Annotated in this window: 19 protein-coding genes; 3 read left to right on the forward strand and 16 right to left on the reverse strand. The window is 40.2% G+C overall.

The window, feature by feature from the left end; translation table 11 throughout:
- Positions 1-11 precede the first annotated feature (11 nt).
- Both FMM05_RS19500 and FMM05_RS19505 read right to left on the reverse strand, forming a co-directional pair.
- The gene (locus FMM05_RS19500) at positions 12-809 is read right to left on the reverse strand and encodes a putative quinol monooxygenase (RefSeq protein WP_185965638.1); all 798 of its coding nucleotides are present in this window, start codon (positions 807-809) and stop codon (positions 12-14) included.
- Positions 810-855: 46 nt separating this feature from the next.
- The gene (locus tag FMM05_RS19505; RefSeq protein WP_143375101.1) at positions 856-1,428 is read right to left on the reverse strand and encodes a TetR/AcrR family transcriptional regulator; all 573 of its coding nucleotides are present in this window, start codon (positions 1,426-1,428) and stop codon (positions 856-858) included.
- Between the two features lie 241 nt (positions 1,429-1,669).
- On the opposite strand from FMM05_RS19505, the gene FMM05_RS19510 reads away from it, so the two are divergent.
- Positions 1,670-6,517 carry an ATP-binding protein gene (locus FMM05_RS19510; RefSeq protein WP_143375102.1) on the forward strand — a complete coding sequence of 1,616 codons (4,848 nt, stop codon included), beginning with the start codon at positions 1,670-1,672 and terminating at the stop codon, positions 6,515-6,517.
- A 209-nt stretch (positions 6,518-6,726) separates the two neighbouring features.
- Here FMM05_RS19510 and FMM05_RS19515 read toward each other — a convergent pair whose 3' ends face one another.
- The 14 genes from FMM05_RS19515 to FMM05_RS19580 all read right to left on the reverse strand — a co-directional run bounded on the left by FMM05_RS19515 (position 6,727) and on the right by FMM05_RS19580 (position 18,155).
- Positions 6,727-7,506: a GIY-YIG nuclease family protein gene (locus FMM05_RS19515; protein ID WP_143375103.1), complete on the reverse strand. Its 780-nt coding sequence runs from the start codon at positions 7,504-7,506 to the stop codon at positions 6,727-6,729.
- A gap of 91 nt (positions 7,507-7,597) precedes the next feature.
- A complete protein-coding gene (locus tag FMM05_RS19520; protein ID WP_143375104.1) occupies positions 7,598-9,940 on the reverse strand; it encodes an AAA family ATPase in 2,343 nt (780 codons plus the stop codon).
- On the reverse strand, positions 9,933-10,661 hold the full coding sequence (locus FMM05_RS19525; protein ID WP_143375105.1) for an ABC-three component system middle component 1: 729 nt from the start codon (positions 10,659-10,661) through the stop codon (positions 9,933-9,935). Before FMM05_RS19525 ends, FMM05_RS19520 begins: the two co-directional genes overlap by 8 nt.
- A gap of 2 nt (positions 10,662-10,663) precedes the next feature.
- Complete coding sequence (locus FMM05_RS19530; protein ID WP_143375106.1) at positions 10,664-11,860, reverse strand: ABC-three component system protein; 1,197 nt, start codon at positions 11,858-11,860, stop codon at positions 10,664-10,666.
- 194 nt (positions 11,861-12,054) lie between these two features.
- Complete coding sequence (locus FMM05_RS19535) at positions 12,055-12,858, reverse strand: PRTRC system ThiF family protein (protein ID WP_143375107.1); 804 nt, start codon at positions 12,856-12,858, stop codon at positions 12,055-12,057.
- Positions 12,855-13,577: a PRTRC system protein B gene (locus FMM05_RS19540; protein ID WP_143375108.1), complete on the reverse strand. Its 723-nt coding sequence runs from the start codon at positions 13,575-13,577 to the stop codon at positions 12,855-12,857. Before FMM05_RS19540 ends, FMM05_RS19535 begins: the two co-directional genes overlap by 4 nt.
- A complete protein-coding gene (locus tag FMM05_RS19545; RefSeq protein ID WP_143375109.1) occupies positions 13,574-14,653 on the reverse strand; it encodes a hypothetical protein in 1,080 nt (359 codons plus the stop codon). The genes FMM05_RS19540 and FMM05_RS19545 overlap by 4 nt, the downstream gene beginning before the upstream one ends.
- 56 nt (positions 14,654-14,709) lie before the next feature.
- The gene (locus tag FMM05_RS19550; RefSeq protein WP_143375110.1) at positions 14,710-14,928 is read right to left on the reverse strand and encodes a PRTRC system protein C; all 219 of its coding nucleotides are present in this window, start codon (positions 14,926-14,928) and stop codon (positions 14,710-14,712) included.
- 2 nt (positions 14,929-14,930) lie between these two features.
- Positions 14,931-15,461, reverse strand: coding sequence for a PRTRC system protein E (locus FMM05_RS19555; protein ID WP_143375111.1), 531 nt, complete (start codon positions 15,459-15,461; stop codon positions 14,931-14,933).
- A 10-nt stretch (positions 15,462-15,471) separates the two neighbouring features.
- On the reverse strand, positions 15,472-15,711 hold the full coding sequence (locus FMM05_RS19560) for a hypothetical protein (protein ID WP_143375112.1): 240 nt from the start codon (positions 15,709-15,711) through the stop codon (positions 15,472-15,474).
- A gap of 10 nt (positions 15,712-15,721) precedes the next feature.
- Positions 15,722-16,099: a hypothetical protein gene (locus FMM05_RS19565; protein ID WP_143375113.1), complete on the reverse strand. Its 378-nt coding sequence runs from the start codon at positions 16,097-16,099 to the stop codon at positions 15,722-15,724.
- A 47-nt stretch (positions 16,100-16,146) separates the two neighbouring features.
- Positions 16,147-16,617 carry a DUF1281 family ferredoxin-like fold protein gene (locus FMM05_RS19570; RefSeq protein ID WP_143375114.1) on the reverse strand — a complete coding sequence of 157 codons (471 nt, stop codon included), beginning with the start codon at positions 16,615-16,617 and terminating at the stop codon, positions 16,147-16,149.
- A gap of 52 nt (positions 16,618-16,669) precedes the next feature.
- A complete protein-coding gene (locus tag FMM05_RS19575) occupies positions 16,670-17,710 on the reverse strand; it encodes a DUF932 domain-containing protein (protein ID WP_143375115.1) in 1,041 nt (346 codons plus the stop codon).
- A gap of 43 nt (positions 17,711-17,753) precedes the next feature.
- Positions 17,754-18,155 (reverse strand): single-stranded DNA-binding protein, encoded by a 402-nt coding sequence (locus tag FMM05_RS19580; protein ID WP_143375116.1) that lies wholly within the window; start codon positions 18,153-18,155, stop codon positions 17,754-17,756.
- Positions 18,156-18,561: 406 nt separating this feature from the next.
- Between FMM05_RS19580 and FMM05_RS19585 the strand changes: the two genes are divergently transcribed.
- Complete coding sequence (locus FMM05_RS19585; RefSeq protein ID WP_143375117.1) at positions 18,562-19,077, forward strand: hypothetical protein; 516 nt, start codon at positions 18,562-18,564, stop codon at positions 19,075-19,077.
- Between the two features lie 24 nt (positions 19,078-19,101).
- Positions 19,102-19,929, forward strand: coding sequence for a hypothetical protein (locus tag FMM05_RS19590; RefSeq protein ID WP_143375118.1), 828 nt, complete (start codon positions 19,102-19,104; stop codon positions 19,927-19,929).
- The last annotated feature ends 123 nt before the right edge of the window (positions 19,930-20,052 follow it).

Consider the following 20,052-nt stretch of genomic DNA (forward strand, 5'->3'; position numbering starts at 1 on the left):
TGATCTATGATTTATTCAGATATATCTTTTACGATATAACGGGTGTCCATTGGGTCGGATACAAACAGGCCTTCTAAAGCGGCCGTCAACCGTTTGATGTGGTATTGTTTTAATTGTGCCTCGTGGTCAGCCTGGCTTTGCCAACCCTCTACTAGCACGAACTTATTCGGGTTGTCCGCAAAACCATAAAGATTAATTTCCAGGTTGCCCTTGGCACTTCGGGACCGAGAAGCGACCCCGGCCATGACATCAATAAAGGTTTTCCTCTTTTCCGGCTTTACATCGAAGAGCACGATCACATGGCGTGCGGTTTCAGGACGATCCGTGGTTTTGGAGACTACGGCAGGTACCTCGTCTAACACTTGAAGTGTAGTCGATTTTGCTTCGCCCGTCAACGACTGCTGAATGACCGTAATGGCATCTTTAAAGTAGCTTTGCTCTTTGTGATAATTATAGGCAGCTTTGTTTTTAAAACGCTCAAACCATATGGGCTTTAATTTCCCGTCCTCGGGTTGGTATAAGCTAAAGGATAGGTTGCCTTTTTCCTTCCTCGAATGGGCGATGTTGTTTTGCACAGCCCCGACAAAGTCGCTCCACTTATCTTCTCTGACCTCACCGAAAAAACCTAGTTCCTGAAAGGTTTCCTGACCTTCGTTAGCAGTGATCGAATCGGACTTCCTTGTTATCTGTTGTTTTCGATTGCCATTAAAGGCAAGAGTTTGCAGTATGAGCAGAACGCCAACAAGTAAAAGGCTACCCACTAAAGGTGCTCGGAGTAGGGCAATGTTATTTATTGTTTTAACTTTCATATACATTTATATTAAACCTATCATTCCACAATGGGGTAAAAAAATATCACTTGATCGTTCCTATTAAAATTTCAGTCGTTTGCTTGGTTAATTTAGCATCAGCAAACAGTATATGCGTATTGTAAATAGACACCAGACCAGATACTAAGAAGTGCGCCAATGCACGCGGCTCTTTATCTGTTAAAAGTGAACCGTCCGCTTTTGCCTGCTTTAATAATTTTTCAAAAAGTCCAACAGCTTTCAGTGTCTGCTTTTGCAGTAGTTCGCTTACTTCTTTGTCGGCCAAAGCCAGTTCAAAAACGGAATTAGTGAACAGGCAATTATTGTCCTGCACTGCCGATTCAAAAACAGAATAGATCACATTCCTGATCGCTTCTAATGGTTGTTCGCTTTTACTGGCGGCCTGGCTGTATTGCTTATCCTTCTTTTGAATATAGTTGGTCAGGGATTTTAAAAAAAGATCGTGCTTATTACCATAGGCTAGATACAAGCTGCTCCGGTTGATCTGCATGGTGTCCACCAGGTCATTCATGGTTGTTGCATTGTACCCTTTCTTCCAGAAAAGGTCCCTCGCTGTCTTCAGCTTCTCGTCATAATCAAATTCTTTGTTCCTTGGCATAGGTACAAAAGTATAATATTAAACCTATCGTTCCAAATTTAATTAACCAATTCAAAACGTGCGAACCGACTCTTATTATTATTTAGCTAGCTGTATTGCACCGGTTAAAAAAATCAAACTCTTTATTAAAATAGATGAGAAAATATGAAGAATGTTCAAATCCTACTTCCAATAAACTTCGGAAAGTTTTTAGTGCTTTTAACAATTTACTTTTGTAATATTGATTTATACAACCTTTCACATGATAATTAATCCTTTCAATCCTGTCTCAACAAGCGGCATTGGGTCTAAACTTGAACATTACGTACAAACGTCATACCTGGCGTCAATGGTTTTGGGAACCCCAGTTCCGTTTACTGACAATTTATTGATTAGTGAACTTTTATTTCAGGCGAAGCATGTTGGCGAGACGGATGATCTTATTGTACATTTAACTAAAAGCACCACTAATTACAAACATTACCTACAAGCTAAAAAGGGGTTTGAAATCAACAAAAATGAAACCTTCGATAAAGTTATTAAGGCCGCTTATGATGATTTTGAAAATACAGGGTTTTCCCAAAAGCATGATAAATTTATTGTTTTTACTGACACACTGTCGAAAACTGACGCCGATGATGCATTAACGATGCTCGAATGGGCGAGGTTCAGCAAATCGGCGACAGATTTCTCCCAAAAATTGAGCCTGAATAAAGCCAAGACCAATAAATATAATTACTTCAAAGACTCCCTTAATACCGCTGCCGGCAAGACACTTACTCAAGACGAAATATGGCATTTTCTGAAATGTTTTTATATTAAGACAAATGATTATTTGTCTTCGGGCAGCAAGGATGTTGATGTGCTTAAATGGTTTATCAAACCCTATATAAAGCCAGGAAACACGCCCGAGCAGGCACTTTATAAGCTTATAGACTTTATTGTAACCAGCAATCAGCATGGGGCATCGCTGAATGTAGCGGGCGTCCCGGAGGAAATAAAGGATATATTTGATTTAACCCTAACAGATAAGATAGGACCGGAACTTAAGGAACTTTTTAAGAAAAGTAATGGCTTGATAGACGCCATTGATAATACCATTGATGATTTTCACTTATCCCGCGATAACTATATAGATCAAATTAATGAAGCGATAAATCAAAGCGGTTTCGTGGTACTAACCGGGGACGGCGGTGTAGGGAAATCAGCGATCATCAAGGAATATTTAAACATAGCTTATCATAATGGAACCGGATTTATCAGTATCAAAGCAGATATACTTGATAAATCGACGCTTGCTCAGGCAATGTCCGAAATTGGTTTGCACATTGATATGGAAACCATTATTGCACAATGGATACATCTTCCCCGGTTAATTATCTACATTGATAGCTTTGAGAAATTATATGAAAGTAACTATTCCGAGGCTTTTATCGAACTGCTAAAGAAAATAAAGGGTAAATCAAATATTACCATTCTAGCCACCTGTAGAACCTATGCGTTTGAAACATTAAGGAAGAAATTCAAGGTCCTTTCTTCTGAAATTATCAATATCCCCGTCCACCCATTAACAAAAGAGGAATTAGAGGAAGTCGAAAAAGCAAAACCACAGCTCCAAAAACTCATTCAGAACCCTAAGCTCCACAAAGTTTTATCCTTGCCATATTATTTGGATCAGGCTTTACGCTTAACGGAAGCCTTAACTGAAACAGATAATATTTCAGAAAGTGATTTTAAAAACGCAGTATGGGAGCAGGGAGTCGAAAAGAAAGGCACCGGCCGTACCGGACATAGCAAAAAGCGAGGGCTTGTTTTTTCAAAGATAATCTTGAAAAGAGCATTCGAAAAACGATCGTTTATAGCCTGTGAAGAAGCAGACCTGGAAATTGCCGAGGAATTGTTCAACGAGGGACTATTAGTAAAACACCCCAAAAACGAAAGCTACGCGCCGAAACACGACATTCTGGAAGACATCGTTATTGGGAAATTCTTAGATAAGGCATTCGATGAAAAAGTTAGCACAAAAGCTTTTATAGAATCCATTGACACGAATCCAGTGATGCGAAGAGGCTTACGTGCCTGGATTCAGGATGTAGTGTTGGCAAGGCCGGACGAGGGAAAGATCTTTTTAAAGGAAACTTTTGAATTATATACGGGTAATGCTTCGATCATTGACGAATTATTGGTTGGCATACTTGGCTCCGAAGATTGTTATACCTTATTAATCACCAATCAGGAATTAATACTGGCAAATGACTTAAGGCTGTTCTACAGGTTGTTTCATTTGCTAAAGGTTGCCTATACTATGCCTTATTTTGGAGATCCGAAAAGGAATATCAAATCTATAGGGCCGGGGTGGAATGCCTTGGTTGATTTTCTAAATAGCCATTATGCTAAAAATACCGATGGATTTGACATCATCGTTTTAGACTTGTTTAAACACTGGATCTTGCAGTTCGAAATCGATGAGGAACTCCCTGGTTCAGCACAAAATATCGCTCATTTTTGTTTATCTCAATTAAAGTCATTAACGACAACGGGATCTATACTGAATATCAAAGAGGTACTGGAAGTCCTGTTTTTTGTTATACCGGCGGTGGTAGAGGAGATGCGCGAGTTCTTTCAAAAAGCTGTGGAAACAGTTAAGGCGAAAGCCACGCCAACGGACTTTCCCATAAATTTTTATCGCAAGTTAAATGAGATGTTACTCATTGAAACCTATAAGTGCATAAAGGTTTACAAGTACTTTCCCGATGAAATAATAGTACTCGCAAAAATCGAATGGTATAGCGATAAAATGCCACGTGACTACAGCAGCGATTACCAGGAATCTAGCTTTGGGTTAACCAGCTATCTTTATAAATATTTTAATGCCAGTGCTTTTCAGACCCCACTCAGATACTTGCTGAAATATCATTTTGAAACTGCGTTGGATTTTGTAATTGAGCTGACGAACAGGGGCATGGAATTTTATGTTCGGTCTGATTATGCAAAAGATGTAGCGGAAATTCTGACAACTTTAAATGACGGTACCGTTATAAAACAATTGGGTAATGAAAGCTTATTTTCAGCATATCGCGGAAGCGGCCCCATACCAGACCTTGTACAATCCATCCTGATGGCGTTGGAAGCTGCTTTACTTGAAAAGGCAGCTCAGGGCGAAGACCTCTCGCCGTTATTTTTGCATGCGCTCAAATCTTCACATTCCGTTGTGTTAACCGGTGTATTTATATCAATAGGTATCGCTTATCCTTTTTCAATGGGTCGGGAAGTTGATGCGTTATTAAAAGTCAAGGCTTTTTTTAGATGGGATTTGACCAGGTATTCGACTGATTTTTCGGGCTTTAACAGTTCTGCAATCGGGAACGATCATTACTATACCACGGAACGTATTATTTCCAATCAACTTAAACAGCGAAAGGAACATCTTGAAACATTAGTCGCGAAGCTGCAACTGTACAGGTTCGCTGATATTTCGGCTATTATTGATATCCATTTGCAAGCAGCTAATCCGAAAGATCAATTGTGGAAGTTGGCATTGTTAAGGATGGATATGAGGAATACCGAGCCCGAGTTAATTGAAGAGGATGAAACTCAAAAAATAGCTTTTATTCCCAAACCGCTTCCTTCAGATATCCAAAAGATGCTTGATGAAAGTAACAAAGACCAGCATCATGATACCAACGCCATCTCCATATTCCTATATGGTGAAAAGTTATTTAAGGGAGAACTTGGTGAAACGCCTTCGGTAGATGAGTGGAGAGAAAACTATCAAAAGCTAGTAGCTATCGACTTCTCGAAAGTAGCCATGTTCAGGTCCCCCGACATCAGTTTTGCCACAGGGGGGATCAAATATTTCTCAGATGAACTATTACCTGAAGAAATGGAATTCTGTGTTAAAATCGTCTTTACCCAATATCAGCAAGGGGTAGCTAATTTGATGGAAGGAAATCGTCAAGGATTTGTCTTAGCTGAAGCCAAAAGCGTCTATAATATTCTGCCTAAATTGTTATCTCCTGAATTCAAAGATTTTGTTGACCAGCAACAGATAAAAGAAGGCATTCTTGATCTGTTGTTATTGGGGCATCATGATCAAAAGACGGAATTGATTGCAGGAATAAAAAACTGGCTCTGGGAATTAGACCATGAATTTGCTATAAAGTGCTTTCAGACGTGTCTTAAAAATTCGATAAGTGAAAGTGTTTCCAATCAATTGCATCAGATCGATCCGCCGCCGGCTGATCGTGTTAAAATTATGGAACAGCTTATCGATGATATTATCAATCTGCCAGACATTACACCGGATAAATTATCAATATTGGCTGTTAACAAATATAAGCTCATTGAAGCGCTTGAACTTTTGCCATTTGACATTCTTGCCGGTGAATATTATTCGTTTCTTGAAACTGTTATTCTTCAGTTATCATATATTAAAGACTTAGAGGATTACGACGAGCACGAATTTGTGAGCAAATTGGAGTTGCTGATCAGTTACTTTTTGCTTTCCGGCACGAATGAAAACACATCCAAAACGGTATATCTATTATTGCTAATAACCTCAAAAACTCATTTTAAATTTATCGTAAAAATCTTCGACTGGGTAATTGCAATAGGCCATGATCGAAATTATTCTGAGACATTATGGGATCATTTATTTACAATTTGGTATATTATCACTTCAAAAGAGCCTAAAATTGGCTTTATCCAAATCGTATTATTAAATTCGCTTAAGTACCTGGAAACTGCCAACAAGTTACCGATCGTTGGTAGCAACCGGGTACTGCATGAAACTATTATCTCCAATACGGGTATGGCCGATAGCAATATTATTTCAAGTGTTTTTAAATTGTTATCAGGAATTGGCAGCACTTATCAGCCCGATAGTCTGAAATGGTTAATGGCAAGTATCCCGACTTATGATAACTATATAGCTATTCTTAATGTTCAGACCATATCTTACGTTGAAAAATATATTATTCAACTTTATGAAAATCACATAGGACATATAAAAATCAACAAGGATTTGCTCAATTATTATATTATGCTTTTAAATGTATTAGTTGCATTTGGGTCGCGAGAAGCTTTCAGAATCCGTGATATAATTATATAGGATTATGGTACAGTAAGGCATAAATAAGTAACTTCATTGTTTAAAAGTATAAACATCATGTAGTAATTTCCGCATTTTCCAATGTTGTCTAACTTTTGAGAACTGGTTAGCGGATTTGAGCATGTCGCATGTCACTCGTCCCTTGTAAATTAAAATCATCGTGGAATTAAACAACAGCAATATTATTTTTGCCTTTCTCTTTCTCCACGTTAGACTGAGTCCATAAATTTTTCAATTTCTATTAGGTCTGCTAAAGAAAGCCTAAACCACTCGCCCCGGATACGCTTATCCTTAAAGATAATATGTAGTTTCTTTTCTATATTTTGTTCGCAACACCACATTGCGATACGATGAACACTTGGTTCTTTTGAATGAAGCGTTCGTTCTCTATAAACTGGATTATTACTTCTGCCAATCTTAATAAGTCCAGTATCATTATTAACCATCAGATAAACATGTTCCTTTCCCTTTTCAATAGGTTTATTAGCGATTTTGTTAAAAAAATCAACATAAAACTCTTTTTGATTAATGAAATCAATTTTAACTATACCTCTGGGCGACGGACTTACCATTACAGCACTCTGCCCCTTGAACTGCCTTAATTCTAAGCTAGTGACAGTAAATATTCCCCGCTTTTCTAAAAAACCTCTAAGTTTATTTTGAAAAGTATTAAAGGCGATTAACGCGTTTACTTCCTTATAGTCATCGGCAAGCAATACACAGAACCGTAACAATAGTTGATAATACTGAGGGTCCCTTACCTGCAACTGAATGATGTCACCTTTCAATAGGCCTTTTCCATTAATGTAAAACATTTCAACTGATAAACCATGGCGATCATCAAAAAAACGTACACCATAACAATGGTGCTCAATTCCGATTAACACATTATTTATCGGCCCATTGTCTTCCTTATCGAATTTCAGAATATCTTCCTTTTTAAGGGTAAAACAAGATGCATGAAACTTGTCCTCTATAGTTATATCCATATCTCCCTAATTATATTTGATGGGCAGTTTATGAGCGAAAACTCCTGTTGTTTCAAAATAGTGCTACCTGTTATCAGGTATTTCACTAGTATCATTCGCCATAGAAAATTCTTTGAACCTTGATAGTATTACAATTGAAATGGAACTTTTGAAATTTATAAGAAAGGTAGCTTGCTATATCATCTTCATGTGTAGACATTATTATTTGATAATCAGAAAAGTCATGTCTCATAAGTTCAATGAAGGAATGGATGTTAATATCATCCAACGTTTGAACTGGGTCATCAATGGCTAAAAATTTAAAGTGGTTGGCTGTTTCATATACTTTGTTTAAAGCAAGGCAAAACGCAATTGAGACTACAGCTAGTTGTCCGGAACTTAGATGATGTATGATATCATGATCCGATTCATCATCAGTTAAGAACTTTATGCGGCTGGTATTTTCCTGCATGTCAATGAAAATTCCAAGGCCTTGTTGATAATTTTGAAGGATCTTGCCAGAATATAAGTAGAATGGGATTTTAATTTTTTCTATCATTTCCATCTTATATCGTTTTATAGACAGGGAAAGTGATGATTTAATCCTTGAAGTTTTGACTTCTAACTCTTTGAACTTCACTAAGCGTTCAGCTAAGATGTTTAGTGAATAAAGTCGGGCTTCATTGTATTTATACTCAACATATAGTTGTTTGTTTTTGACCTCTGCTAATGATATTAGTGAGTTGACATCTTCTACAAAAACATCCTTAAAAATCTCCTTATGAATTAGTTTATTTTGATCTGGTACGATCTTCGCCAGTGCGCCCATCAGTGCTGCTTTCAATTTCTCTAATAACTCGCGAAAAATGTTTATACTAACGGGCTTAGTTATAATAAACTCATCAAAGTTTAATTTACCTTGGGTAAGAATTGCTTGAAATCGCCTAATTCTGTCTGTAAATCCCCTATATTCAAGCAATAGAGTATAGAAGTCCTTATCCAGATGATTTTCTTCTGCATTAAGGAAAGCAGTAATTCGTTCTTCGACCGGTAATCGGAAATTCGTTGTTATATCCTGCTTACTTGTCTCAAAATTTATAAGCTGTTCACGGTTAAAGCTTAATAATGCCTGTGTCTTAGCATGAACAGCAACTTCTAATGTTTCGAAACTGCTAAAACTCGTATTACATAATGGGCAATTATCTGCATCGTGAAACTCCGCAGGTAGCTCTCTACTTTTAGATAAAGTGGAGTTCCGTGCTTGATTGAGATCGCTTATAATACGGCCAATTTCGCCAATATTTCTTTCCTGCGTGGCGCTATCTGCAATCGAGGCCCTATATGAATCAATAAATTCTTGGCTAAAATTCAATTGTTTCAAGACATCGACTTCAAACTGGTTATGTTGAAGACTTTCAATATGATTATTATAAAGACTTATCTTAGCTGATAACTCCTGTAACACTTCAAAACTCTTGCCCTGATTAAGACTTTGTAAAAGGAAAGCGGTGAGAATCTGGTCGTTATCGATAGCATAAACTACTGCTTCCCTCAATTTATCGAGTTGATATTCTTCCGGGTCAAATGCTGCAATAAACTCCTCTAAGATTAATAGTTCCTTTTGGTAAGCGTTATATACTTCGGGTAAATTGTCGCTGGATATATCTTTAAATGGCTGTTCAACATCATAGACTAATTCCTTACTGGGGATTAACCTAAGATACACCTGAGTTTCTCCCGAATTTGCGCTCTCACCTAACAAAGAGATTTTTTCACTTAAGCCATCCTGAATTGATTTTAGCTCACGACAAATTTTAGTCAACCTTTCCAGTTCTTTAGCCTCTTCCTGTGTCTGAAATAAAAAGTCAAGTTCGGCTTTCTTCTCTTCTTCATCCTTTTTAAGAAAATAAATATTTTCTTCTTGCTGTAAGTAATTAAAGAGAGGATAAAGATTTGCCTGGCTGTAGGACTGATCGTCAAAAAAAAGTTTGTCAATTTGTAGCTGCGAAATTTTTTCAGTTACTGAAGTGTTTAATTCGCTTTCAAAAAGACTATCATCTGTAGAATAATAGGTATCCAGGATTCCCCAAGCATCCGGCCTGAAGCTTTTAGAATTTCCTATCTTCCCATTATGGTCTTTGTCAAGAAATTTTATAATTGTATGCAAAGAGCCATTATCAGAATCTTCAAAAAGCAATTTTAAAACAACGTTTTTACCCGCCGTATTTTGATAAAACGGTTTTCTGTAGTTTTGCGTGTTTTTTTGGACATTGCTAAACTGCATAGTCCTTTCTAACTTTCCACTTAAACACAATTCGATTGCGTCAAAAACTGTTGTTTTGCCGAACCCATTCGGACCGTTAAGAATTGAAAGATCACTTGAATTAAAGTTAATAATCCTGGTGCTCGATATACCCTTAAAGTTCTCAATATAAACTTTTTTTAATTTAAGCATTTGCTCCGAATTTTATAATGAAACTCCTAAGTAGGTCATCGCTTCCGGAAGAGTCTAATGCTTGAGCTGATATAACTTTCCAACCTTCTTCATTGTCTAACTCTTCAAAGGTTCTAAGATTTTCCCTGAACATCATTTCATCTTCAGTAAGTTGCTCTTTCATTAATTCATAGATGCTTCGGTAATTTATTTGGCTTTGTTGGCTTATAAGTAAAAAAGGTAGTTTAATGAACATTTGTATTGCTAAAAAATAGATTTCATCCTTGTAAATATCACTTTTATAACTTTTAAATCGCCCTTCTTCTAGGAGCAAACGGTTCAGTTGCACAACAATGGGTTCAGAATCATTAGGAATAAAAATTCCAGTGTCTGTGTATATTATCGTATACTTTCTAAACCAGTAATCATTTTCTTCAATTGCTAAAATTTCATTTTTAATAGCTTGAAGATCAGTGTCAATTTTTGAAACCTTTATACAGAGTACTAGTGAGGTATTCTTTTCAACATCGCCTTTTTCCTTCCTGTTTTCTTCAAAAAGTGCAAACATAGTTTGTCCTGATTGGCTTTCAAGATATCCTTTTAAGTCCCGTCCTTCTATAAAGTCAACTAAGTAGTACTCAATTTTATCTTCTTGCTCTTTCTCAAAAAAATAAGCATGATCTTTACTCTGTGGGGTTTTAAATCCTTGCTCGGCAAAGGTTTTTATAATGAGGTCCCTCATAATTAGTTGTTAAGAATGTTTACTGCATTCGCTAGCGAAATAAATTCCATATCTTTTTTGCTAATCAATTTATTTGGTCTTTTAGAAATTATTTTACTTGCACAATCTATCAGCCGTCCATCATAATTTTGATTGATTATATAATCGTTTTCATATCCTGAATAATTTACAGCGTCATTATCAAGTATCCTGCTGGCATACAATTGCATCATATAGGGTACAGCTTCTATAGATGTAATCAGATACCCACAATTTTTGAAATAGCTCATAATTGCACGAGCATCCATTTTGTATTGACTTGCCGTAACAAGTACAAGTGTCTGCAAAAAAGTCCCGAAAAAGCTTGTTGCAACAAAAAAATCGTCTGTTGATACGCAGTGTTCGAACACCTTATTTTCGGTTGTATGGGGATTGATGTTGTATAGGAATTGCACAAACAATTTATCATCTAAAGCATAAATCGCTTCTATTGCAATCTTAACATTTTGTTCATGCACAGGAGTTAGTTGAATCTGATTAATATCTTGATGTTCAAGAAATAAAAGATATTCGCCGTATAGTTTTTTTCTTATATCCCATAGCTTGCTTTTATATTTAGTAGGTGCAGTAACTACAATATTATCTACTTCCCTTAGGCTAAAACGTATATTGTATGTTTGAGCATTTTGATTTTGATGTTCAACCCTAATTTTTTCATCTAAGGTCGCGAGAAATTCCTCATAAACATTTTTTCTCCATCCACCATTGTCGCTTTGCTGATGCCCTAAATTTTGTAGAAGGGTGATTATTTCTGCATCAATGTAACCGTATATATCATCAAGAGAACAATAATTGGTCCCTGCCGCGTAAGGATATCGTACGACTGAGCTAGGATTTTGGGCGACGGTTAAATTTGCCCAGTTTGTAATGTTACAGATTGTATGCAAGTAATTGAATCCTGCACAGCCCTCAAAATCTTCCAAAGCCTCCGTGTACTTGCCTATTGTAGAAGAATCTCTGTATGCTTTTACCTGATGTACTTCGAGAATATTGTTATTATGGGCTAATTTGACATCTTCCTGCGTCTCATATTCCAGGAAATATTCGTCTAAATTAGCTCCAGTTCCACTTAATGCGTTAATCTTTCTAAGTGCTATTAGTAACCCTATCTTCCCTTGGTGAGCATAGCCGCTCCAACTCGATGTTGCATTTCTAGACATAGTACATTTATATCAATAAATATAAGTCATATATTGATACAAAATCGTAAAGGTCTGAATTTGTGTACTCAGATAAAAAATCAACAAAAAAAAGCAACCCCCTGGGTGAACTGTTAAGTTCGCCCAGGGGGCTGCACCGCTTAGAGCGCCCCGCAATTCCCTGACGAAGGAAGCCAATTGCGGGGCGGCGGGCGTTAGCCCACCGCTATAGGTTCTGATTTAAAACTGGCAAGGTTCAGAAAGAAACCCCTGTAGGCGGTCATCCCTTCACGGAATAAACTCCATAACAGCGAGCCGCCCAAATCCGCCAATGCGGGGTTGATGAACAAATCCTGTTTTAAAAGTGCCTCAGCCAAAGAACAGCTCGGTTCATTGTTGTCTGCTTCTGCCAAAAGCTGTTCTGCGAATTCTTCGGTAATAAAGGGTAGGTAGGAAACCACCCGATACTTTTGTGAATCAGGCTGTTTAACACGGTAAATGGTTGATAGTATAACCTGACCTGACTTACGGGCATTGCCCATATCCATCCAGTAGAGTGGCTTAATATTATCAAATGAGTTATTTGTGTCTAAATTGGATAAAGCCTCGGCAATGTCAAAGCGTGCCGACACGGTATCGACACAGGAAATATAGATATTTGCCCTGCCACGCATGGGCAGGTTTCGCATTATCTTCCTTTGGAAAGGCTTGGTAACAGCTTTCCAGTTGGTGCCAAAAAATCGGTTGACCCTGTTTATCAATGCTACGGATTTATGTAAACCAACTTCGGTAGCTGCAAAAAGCTGCCTACCCATATTCGCCTCGGTTACTACATCATCATCATATAAGTAGACCTGTAAGCCTGGGTGTCCCAGTTCAATGAGGCTACAGTTTATTTTTGCAAGTGCGGTAAGCATATGAGAGCCTGTTCCACCTGCCCCGATAAGGTTAACTAATATCGGGTTGGTGGGGTTCAGCAAATAATTATCAGTATAATGGATTGGAGGTAGCGTGTTCATTGTAGTAATTGTTTAAGTGTTATACCTTTTTTAATGAGGGCTTTGGTGGGGAAATGTTTTTTTGTCCCTGCCAAGCTTTGCCACAATTGTATGATATTGCCCTTTACGGGGCTTTGCCCACCAATAACATGGCTGAAATAACTTTCAAAAAAATACCGCTGCCATTGCTCTATGAATTCCTCTAACATACAATCTGTTTGAATGGCAATCTTAACTGTGCCCATGCAAACCCGCCCATCTTCATGGATGTTGAAAAAGGGCGCTTTGTATAGCGGGGTCATTTCGTTGATAGCGGAATCATCCGCTAAGGCAAATATTTTGAGGGTAGTCTTTGAAGCTTTCCACAATAGCGCGGGTATGGCTACTTTTCCGCTCGGGATGGTGAGCGCCTCGTCAAAATATAAGTTTGTGTATTGTTTTTGGGTATGCCATAGCGCAAAACCCTTATGGTCAGGATTGATGTACAGTATGTTCTTGGGCAGTAAGCCTTTAGGCTTTAGAAAGTTTCGCTTCAATTCCGATGATGCATCCAAGGCATTAGCCAGTTGGCTGCTCTCGGTAAGGCTTAAGGGGTGCGCATTGACAGGATAGCCGTTACTGTCCATATCATAGCCTTCCACATACATATTGTTACCCGCATCACTTTGTTTGTTCTCATAGACCATAAAGGCTTTTACGGGTCGGTATAATGAGCCGAAGTTTTCAGTTATATTTTTCATGGGAGTTCATTTAAAAGGGTACATAAATCATTCAGCAGCGCAAAGAGTCTGTACTCAAAATCAAGCCCTTTTCCCTCAGGGATACCTTCCGTATCGAAAACCTCGATCAAAGCGGGCTGTTCCATTTCGCAGCACTCGTTGAATGCATCGTTGAGCATTAGGTTTACCTGCTCGAACAGGCTGCCTGAAGTATCTGAGATAAAGGATATGTACTGGTAAGCCTCTACAATCGGCTCATCCTCGCCTTCAGGTATATCGCAAACCATGTTTCGGAAAATGTTTTGGTCGGGGTACTCCTGAAAGAGTGCCAATGCTTTTTTAGCAACATTTAGGCACGACCAATTGAGATAGCCCCCTGTTTCAAAACTTGCAACACGCGCTGAAAAGCTATCAAGGTGGCGCAGGTCAAAAACCTGCTCCAGTACCGCTTCGCCATTTTTTAAAGCAGCGGTGGTTTCGCCTGTAAGGCTGTTTTCCTGTTCATCGCCCTCTTCATACCATTCTTTCAGGCACTCGTAGTAGCCGAAGAGGTAACTGTCCTCTTCGGTATAAAAAGGCAATCGGGCTACGTGGTAGAGGTAAGCAAATACAGAGAGCAGCAGTTCTGCGGTCTGCCGCTGCGATGAATCCTGCATGAGCCTGTAGAGGGGTAGAACGGGGACATAGTGCAATGTCCTGCCTATAGCATACGAATTATTTACTTCCAGTTGCAATTTTCCCGTACCATCCTGCGTGATGGATAAAACCGCATCCTGCCCTGAATTGCGCAACTGTCTTTGCGCATCATCATACGCCAGTAAAATATTATAGGGATAGGCTTTATCTTTAAAATCTTGCGGGACAAAGCCTTTCGACTTGGCAAGCGTTGACAGGCAGCTAAAAAACTGATGCTCTGCATGCGCTTGGTCGGGTGTTTTCGCTGAGGCTTCATACAGGGGCAGGAACTGATGCCTTAAAAAACCATCGGCAGTAAGTGGGTCGGGGCAGCCACCGCCTTGTTGCGCTGTACTTCCTGCGCATCGGGCAGCCTGTTCAGGTCTTTTACGAATGTGCCTATTTGCTGATAAAGTTTCCATTGGGTTTCTTTTTGGGGCGGAGTGATACGCCCTGTTACTAATTTCGTTTTCATGGTTTATCCTTTTGTGCCGAGTTGGGTAATGAATTTATATTGCACCTGGTCGTTATTAATTACAGGCCCCTGTATGGTGGCGGTAGTAAGTATCGGGTAGGTTTGGGCATAGAAATTCAGTACTGCCTCAGGACTAAAAGCCCCTGACGGGTCGGCAAGTTCAATGTCCTGCCCTTTATCCTTGAAGGAAAATACCCTTTGTAATTGCGTGGCTACTAACATGGCTATTCTGATTTTGGTTCGTTAAATAAATCGGGTGCGAATTGTGCTGAAAGGGCTGCCTTACGGCTGCGCAGGGTTTCAGCCTCGTCGGGATAATCCTGCGGGGATGGCACTTTCATCCACGCCTCTTTGTATTTGCCTTCGGCTTCGAGTTCGTCCACCTTTTTGAGAGCGTCCTCATATTTTTTCTGCTTGTCGGTCTTGTCCTTATCTGCCTTAGCTGCCTTTTCTTTTTCCATCTGCGAGGCCTGTTTTGCCTGTTCCCGCTGTTTCAGGTAGCTTTCCATATTGGTAAACAGGGCTGCGGTTTCCTTCACGGGCTGAACAACGGCATCAAAAAATCCCTCGTCCAGTTCGGCGACCGTACCCCTTAAAATGATGGGCGGCACTTTTTTTCGGGCATCGTCGCCCACCTTGTCGTCATAGAAAAGTACCGAAACAATCAGCCTCTCTGCATTTTCACTTGCGATATTGATATTCCACCCGCCCTGAACCTGTAGGGCTGCAATAGATTGAAAAAAGTTCGTTTCCATAATGTTGTTATTAATGTCCTGTGATGAATAAAAGGATAGCAGCTACAATGAGAAGAAATGATGTGAGCATCAGTACCTTTTCAATAAGGGTCGTAAATATTGCCTTGCCGTAGCTGCTGAAATGCTGCATACCGCCCAAGCCCCTGCGATAAAACCTGCGCCTGTTTACCCACAGCCGAAGCGCAATGGCGATAGCTAAAAGGCTAAGGCTTTTCGGGTGCGCTGTTATAAATGCTGTTATAGTTTCCATGATGTTAGGATTAAGGGTTAAAGAGTAAATCAACGGCCACGGTAAATTTTCGGTTAGCGAGTTGCCTTGTCGGGGCGTAGCTTGTCAGGCAATGCACGGTGTAGATGACTACATAGCCATCGAATAACTGGTCGGCGAACAGCCTTTTGTTTTTAGCCATTTTATTTTTGTACCGTCTAATCTTGCCTTCTGCTTCACTGAGCAGGGCAATCCATAAATTCCAATTCAAAAAGCCGTTGTTCCATGCCCTTCGATGCCCGTCCTCGTCCTCCCTTACCGCCTGGCACATGCCCTGTATGGCATCAAGCAGTTCGGGTATTTCCGCAGGAAATAAGTCAAATAGCACTCCCGCTTTTTCTACATTTGTCATCATTTCTAATGTTTTCATGGCGTATAGTATATAATGGGACAGGCGGTAAAGCCCGTTCCTGTTTATTATTTTGCTGTTTTCCGTTCTAATAAGGTTTCCAGTATCTCACAATCACTATCATAGGCTTTGCCCTCAAAATGGTAGGTGTCAGTTTCCTCGTCAAACTCATAGGTGTCAAAATCTTCGTCTTCGAGAGAAATGTCCGTTACGATGCCCTCACGATAGGTTGCCTGCCCATATAAACGGGTGCCCATTTCTTCGTAACGGAGCGTAAATGTGGCATGGTAATGTTCCGCTATCTCAATCAATGTTTCGATATTCGGTGCGTACCTAGTTTGGTACTGGAATATCCCCGTATCGCCCTCGTCCCAATAGACATCAAAGAAGTGCCCATTGCAGGTGGTATTAAAATCAGGCAGTTGTCCTGCATCTTCCTTTTTCTGTTTGTCCGCTATTGCCACGAATAGCCCTTGTATCTGTTCGATTGCCTGAGGATTCCCCTCAAAAACAACTGTATTGCTGCACCAATTTGCCATTGTAATTATTTTTTTAAAAGGGGCAACCACCAAGGCGGTTGCCCCGTTGTTGTTAATTGAAGTTTAAAATATCAGCACCGTGCTTTATAAAACCAGCGCATAGGTTAAATGCGGTTTGCGCACGCTGTTGCCCCGTACCGCCCATGAGCAGGGACGTTATTTTAGCATCATCATCTTTGTATTTTCGCAGGTTCTGAAAGTAGCCCGTCACGCTGTTATACGCCCCGAATACAGTCCCCGCGGTGGTCGCCATTTGTTGGGTAGGATGCCCCATTGCATATTCATAGGCACTATCCGCCATATTGGTAAAGCAGGTGGATAGTTCTTCTTCGTTACCTTCATGCAGGTTTTTCAACACCTCCTTGTTGGGGGCTAATGCCAGTTCGATAAGCCTTTTTACTTCCTTATCGGAAATACGCACGGTAGACCAGTCGTTGAAAATCGCCTCCAGTTGGGGGGATAGGGTATCGGCGATACCCATTACTTTGTGCGCCTGTTCCAAGCGTTCCTTGGCATTTGCCGTATGGCGGATGCGTACCGTATTGGTTTTATTGTTCAGGGCTGCGTTTAGGGTGTTGGCGCATACCACACGCACAGGCGTAAAGGCTGCAGTAATGCTGCCCGTACCATCGTGTGAGGTGGTGAGGAACAAATATTTTTCAATCACATCGTCCTTGCCCACACGGATATACCCAGGCAGTTTGGCGGTTATAAAAATGCGTTCCCCTTTGCCGAGTGCTCCTGCGGTTTCGTACAGGATGCCATCGCCACCGCCCACGATACTGTCAAAGAAATTAAAGGCGTCCCTGTTCTGTACAATATGGTAATCCTTGCCGACCTTATCGCCCAAGATGGCTTCGTTATCGGTGCGGTAGGTATAGAAACTACTATCGGAAGTAACGCTTAACTCACTTGGCAGGTTGTGTATATTGGGGCGTTTCTCCACCTTGTAATCCAGTCCCGCAAAGGCAATCGCCTCTTTGCTTGTGGGGTAGTCCTGTACGACCTGCCCCAATCCGTGCCATGCTTTTTCCTTTACGCTAAAAAAGCTGTCCATCCCTGTTATCTCGTTGTGATTTATGTTGTGTGCCATGATTTCTAAGATATAATGATTAAAGAATTGAATGCGTTGCGGTTTAGAAAGGAAGGTCGTCTTCGGGTGCTGCGCTGTTTTGTTCCTGTGCTGCGTCCTGTGCTGCGGGTGCTGCTGTTGCCCCGTCCGCCTTTTTAGCATAGGTAAGCACCTTGAAGTCGTTGGTGTGAAAGGTCAGGCTGCCGACTGCCTGCCCGTCCATGTTGTTGTACACGTCCATCCCGATACGCCCGATAACCTGTACCACTGCGCCTTTTTTCAGCACTTGCGCCCTTTTGGCACTAAGCCAATAGGCACACTTTATGTAGGTCACTACATCTTTGTACTCGCTACTGCCTTTAGGCTTGTAGCTGTCGTTGATGGCAATACTGAAATTAACCACCTCTTTGTCCCCGCTAACGGTCTTAACGGTAGCGTCTGCTGTAATACGTCCTGCGATTTCCATGACTAAAAAATTTAAGTTTTACATTTTCACGTATCCCTTTTTTAAAGCCGTCTGCCTCACTCAAAAACATAAATGTTTTTCACAAAGAAAAAACGGTAAAAAAGAAAGCCAGCTAAAGAGGCGGGGACGGACGGGGGCCAAAAGGAAACGGAATAATTGGAGGGGACCCTATGGGGAGGAAGCCGTTTATGCCGTAGTCTTTTGGTTTTCGGCTGGCCTTGCCATAACTTAGCTGCCTTTTTTAGCCGTTTTACTTATGAAAAACTATCATCAATACCAGTAGCTCAAAACAGCCTAAGTCCGTTACAGCATGGTATTGCAAAGAACAAAATGCCTTTTAAGATTGTAATTAGTAAAAGCGCTATTGAATCAGAAGCGTTAGTATTATATCTGTACTTATTTCAGCATGAATAAAAGCCGGTCCGATTTTTACCTAAGCATTATTGCAGCTACTTTAATCCTGTGGGGCTGCACCAACCCCGAAATGGAGATCCGGCCGATAGATGCAGTATTTAATGAACAGATGATCACAAAGGAAGGGCTGGATAAACGCCTTTTGCCCCGTGACGAAGTATTCCAATATTATGAGGTTCATCATGCATCCAACATAAAAGCGGATGCTTTGCGCCTTAAGCTACTAGCCTATATCCACAGGCATTACAACACTGATGCGTTAAAGAAAGCCGGAAGTTTCACAGTTTACTTTTATAAGGGCGAGAGCTTAAAAGGGTATAAAAACCTCCTTTACCGGTCAGCCTCGCAAAACGCGGAAGGAAATTTAACCGATCAAAACAATAACTTGTTGGCAGAAATCCGGCTGGCTCTTCTAAAGGATGACAGTTCCCGCTATATTCAAACCACCTGGCAATTCCCTAAGGGAGAAAAAGCAGTGATGATAAGTGATACCCTAACGATGCAATAACCTAAAAGCAAACCTTTTAAACAAATGAACACTGTAAAAAGAAATCTATTCCTAATACTATTTGCCCTGTGGGCAGGTTTTCTTACCAATTGCCAAAACCCAAGTAGTCAGGAAGCCAAAAGCAAATCGCAAGAGGAATTAACCGGAGCATGGACGATGGTAAAAGAAAGCGGTGGTGAATATGTGTTAGTTGATTGCGGTGATGGCATAGAAACAATAGAGCTTACCGCTGATTCTATTTTGTATAAAGGGATCATGGAAGAGACAGGCAACAAAATAGACCACCTCGCGAGTAGTGGCGATACCACGGCTATTTACATTGACAGCGCCGGGACTTCCTATTATAAGTTTGTCAGGACCGATAAGCAAAGCGGCGTCTCGAAGTGGCTGATCAAAGAGGGTGAGGGACCGGAAGTCGAAAGATTCTTTGTGGATAAAGCACACCTAGCAACTATTAGGAAATCAAAAGGTACGGCATCCGACTGCGGGACAAATACAGATGACCCGGCGGATGACTCCTTTATAATCGGTAATAGCAGCCTATCAGCCAGTATTGAGGGGGGCAACTGCATTTCGATAAAGGATAAAAACGGGAACATGCAATTTGAACGTTGCCTTGAGGAGGGCAATATAGTAGAGTTACGGAAAGTAAAAGGAGATTTTCTACCGCTGACCTTTATGAACGGTCCGTATTCGATGGATGCCGACTTTATCCTAATTGGAAAAAACTGGATCGCTAAAAGCATCACTTTTTACAAACATACGCCGGAAGGAGATTTAAAAACTACCAAGGAAATTGATGTTTCGCTGAAAGATTTTGATTTTGGAAGTGTAGCTGAAAAATTTGAATAGTTTGAGGAGCAACAAGCTAAAGGTTTACTTAGACAAAATACTGCATCAGTTATACCGTTAAAAAGCAAATTTTTTTGATGTTTTTTTAGTTCAGGACAATTAAAAAGCTGCGGGCCTGCATTA

Origin of the sequence: Flavobacterium zepuense, assembly GCF_007097145.1 — a bacterium.
GTDB classification, from domain to species: Bacteria; Bacteroidota; Bacteroidia; order Flavobacteriales; family Flavobacteriaceae; genus Flavobacterium; species Flavobacterium zepuense.

Excerpts from the sequence above, each read along its gene's own strand:
- FMM05_RS19535 (WP_143375107.1), bottom strand. The coding sequence starts at position 12,858 with ATGAACACGCTACCTCCAATCCATTATACTGATAATTATTTGCTGAAC.
- FMM05_RS19585 (WP_143375117.1), top strand. The coding sequence starts at position 18,562 with ATGAATAAAAGCCGGTCCGATTTTTACCTAAGCATTATTGCAGCTACT.
- FMM05_RS19560 (WP_143375112.1), bottom strand. The coding sequence starts at position 15,711 with ATGGAAACTATAACAGCATTTATAACAGCGCACCCGAAAAGCCTTAGC.
- FMM05_RS19575 (WP_143375115.1), bottom strand. The coding sequence starts at position 17,710 with ATGGCACACAACATAAATCACAACGAGATAACAGGGATGGACAGCTTT.
- FMM05_RS19505 (WP_143375101.1), bottom strand. The coding sequence starts at position 1,428 with ATGCCAAGGAACAAAGAATTTGATTATGACGAGAAGCTGAAGACAGCG.
- FMM05_RS19500 (WP_185965638.1), bottom strand. The coding sequence starts at position 809 with ATGAAAGTTAAAACAATAAATAACATTGCCCTACTCCGAGCACCTTTA.
- FMM05_RS19540 (WP_143375108.1), bottom strand. The coding sequence starts at position 13,577 with ATGAAAAATATAACTGAAAACTTCGGCTCATTATACCGACCCGTAAAA.
- FMM05_RS19510 (WP_143375102.1), top strand. The coding sequence starts at position 1,670 with ATGATAATTAATCCTTTCAATCCTGTCTCAACAAGCGGCATTGGGTCT.
- FMM05_RS19555 (WP_143375111.1), bottom strand. The coding sequence starts at position 15,461 with ATGGAAACGAACTTTTTTCAATCTATTGCAGCCCTACAGGTTCAGGGC.
- FMM05_RS19590 (WP_143375118.1), top strand. The coding sequence starts at position 19,102 with ATGAACACTGTAAAAAGAAATCTATTCCTAATACTATTTGCCCTGTGG.
- FMM05_RS19565 (WP_143375113.1), bottom strand. The coding sequence starts at position 16,099 with ATGAAAACATTAGAAATGATGACAAATGTAGAAAAAGCGGGAGTGCTA.
- FMM05_RS19525 (WP_143375105.1), bottom strand. The coding sequence starts at position 10,661 with ATGAGGGACCTCATTATAAAAACCTTTGCCGAGCAAGGATTTAAAACC.
- FMM05_RS19545 (WP_143375109.1), bottom strand. The coding sequence starts at position 14,653 with ATGGAAACTTTATCAGCAAATAGGCACATTCGTAAAAGACCTGAACAG.
- FMM05_RS19550 (WP_143375110.1), bottom strand. The coding sequence starts at position 14,928 with ATGTTAGTAGCCACGCAATTACAAAGGGTATTTTCCTTCAAGGATAAA.
- FMM05_RS19520 (WP_143375104.1), bottom strand. The coding sequence starts at position 9,940 with ATGCTTAAATTAAAAAAAGTTTATATTGAGAACTTTAAGGGTATATCG.
- FMM05_RS19515 (WP_143375103.1), bottom strand. The coding sequence starts at position 7,506 with ATGGATATAACTATAGAGGACAAGTTTCATGCATCTTGTTTTACCCTT.
- FMM05_RS19530 (WP_143375106.1), bottom strand. The coding sequence starts at position 11,860 with ATGTCTAGAAATGCAACATCGAGTTGGAGCGGCTATGCTCACCAAGGG.
- FMM05_RS19580 (WP_143375116.1), bottom strand. The coding sequence starts at position 18,155 with ATGGAAATCGCAGGACGTATTACAGCAGACGCTACCGTTAAGACCGTT.
- FMM05_RS19570 (WP_143375114.1), bottom strand. The coding sequence starts at position 16,617 with ATGGCAAATTGGTGCAGCAATACAGTTGTTTTTGAGGGGAATCCTCAG.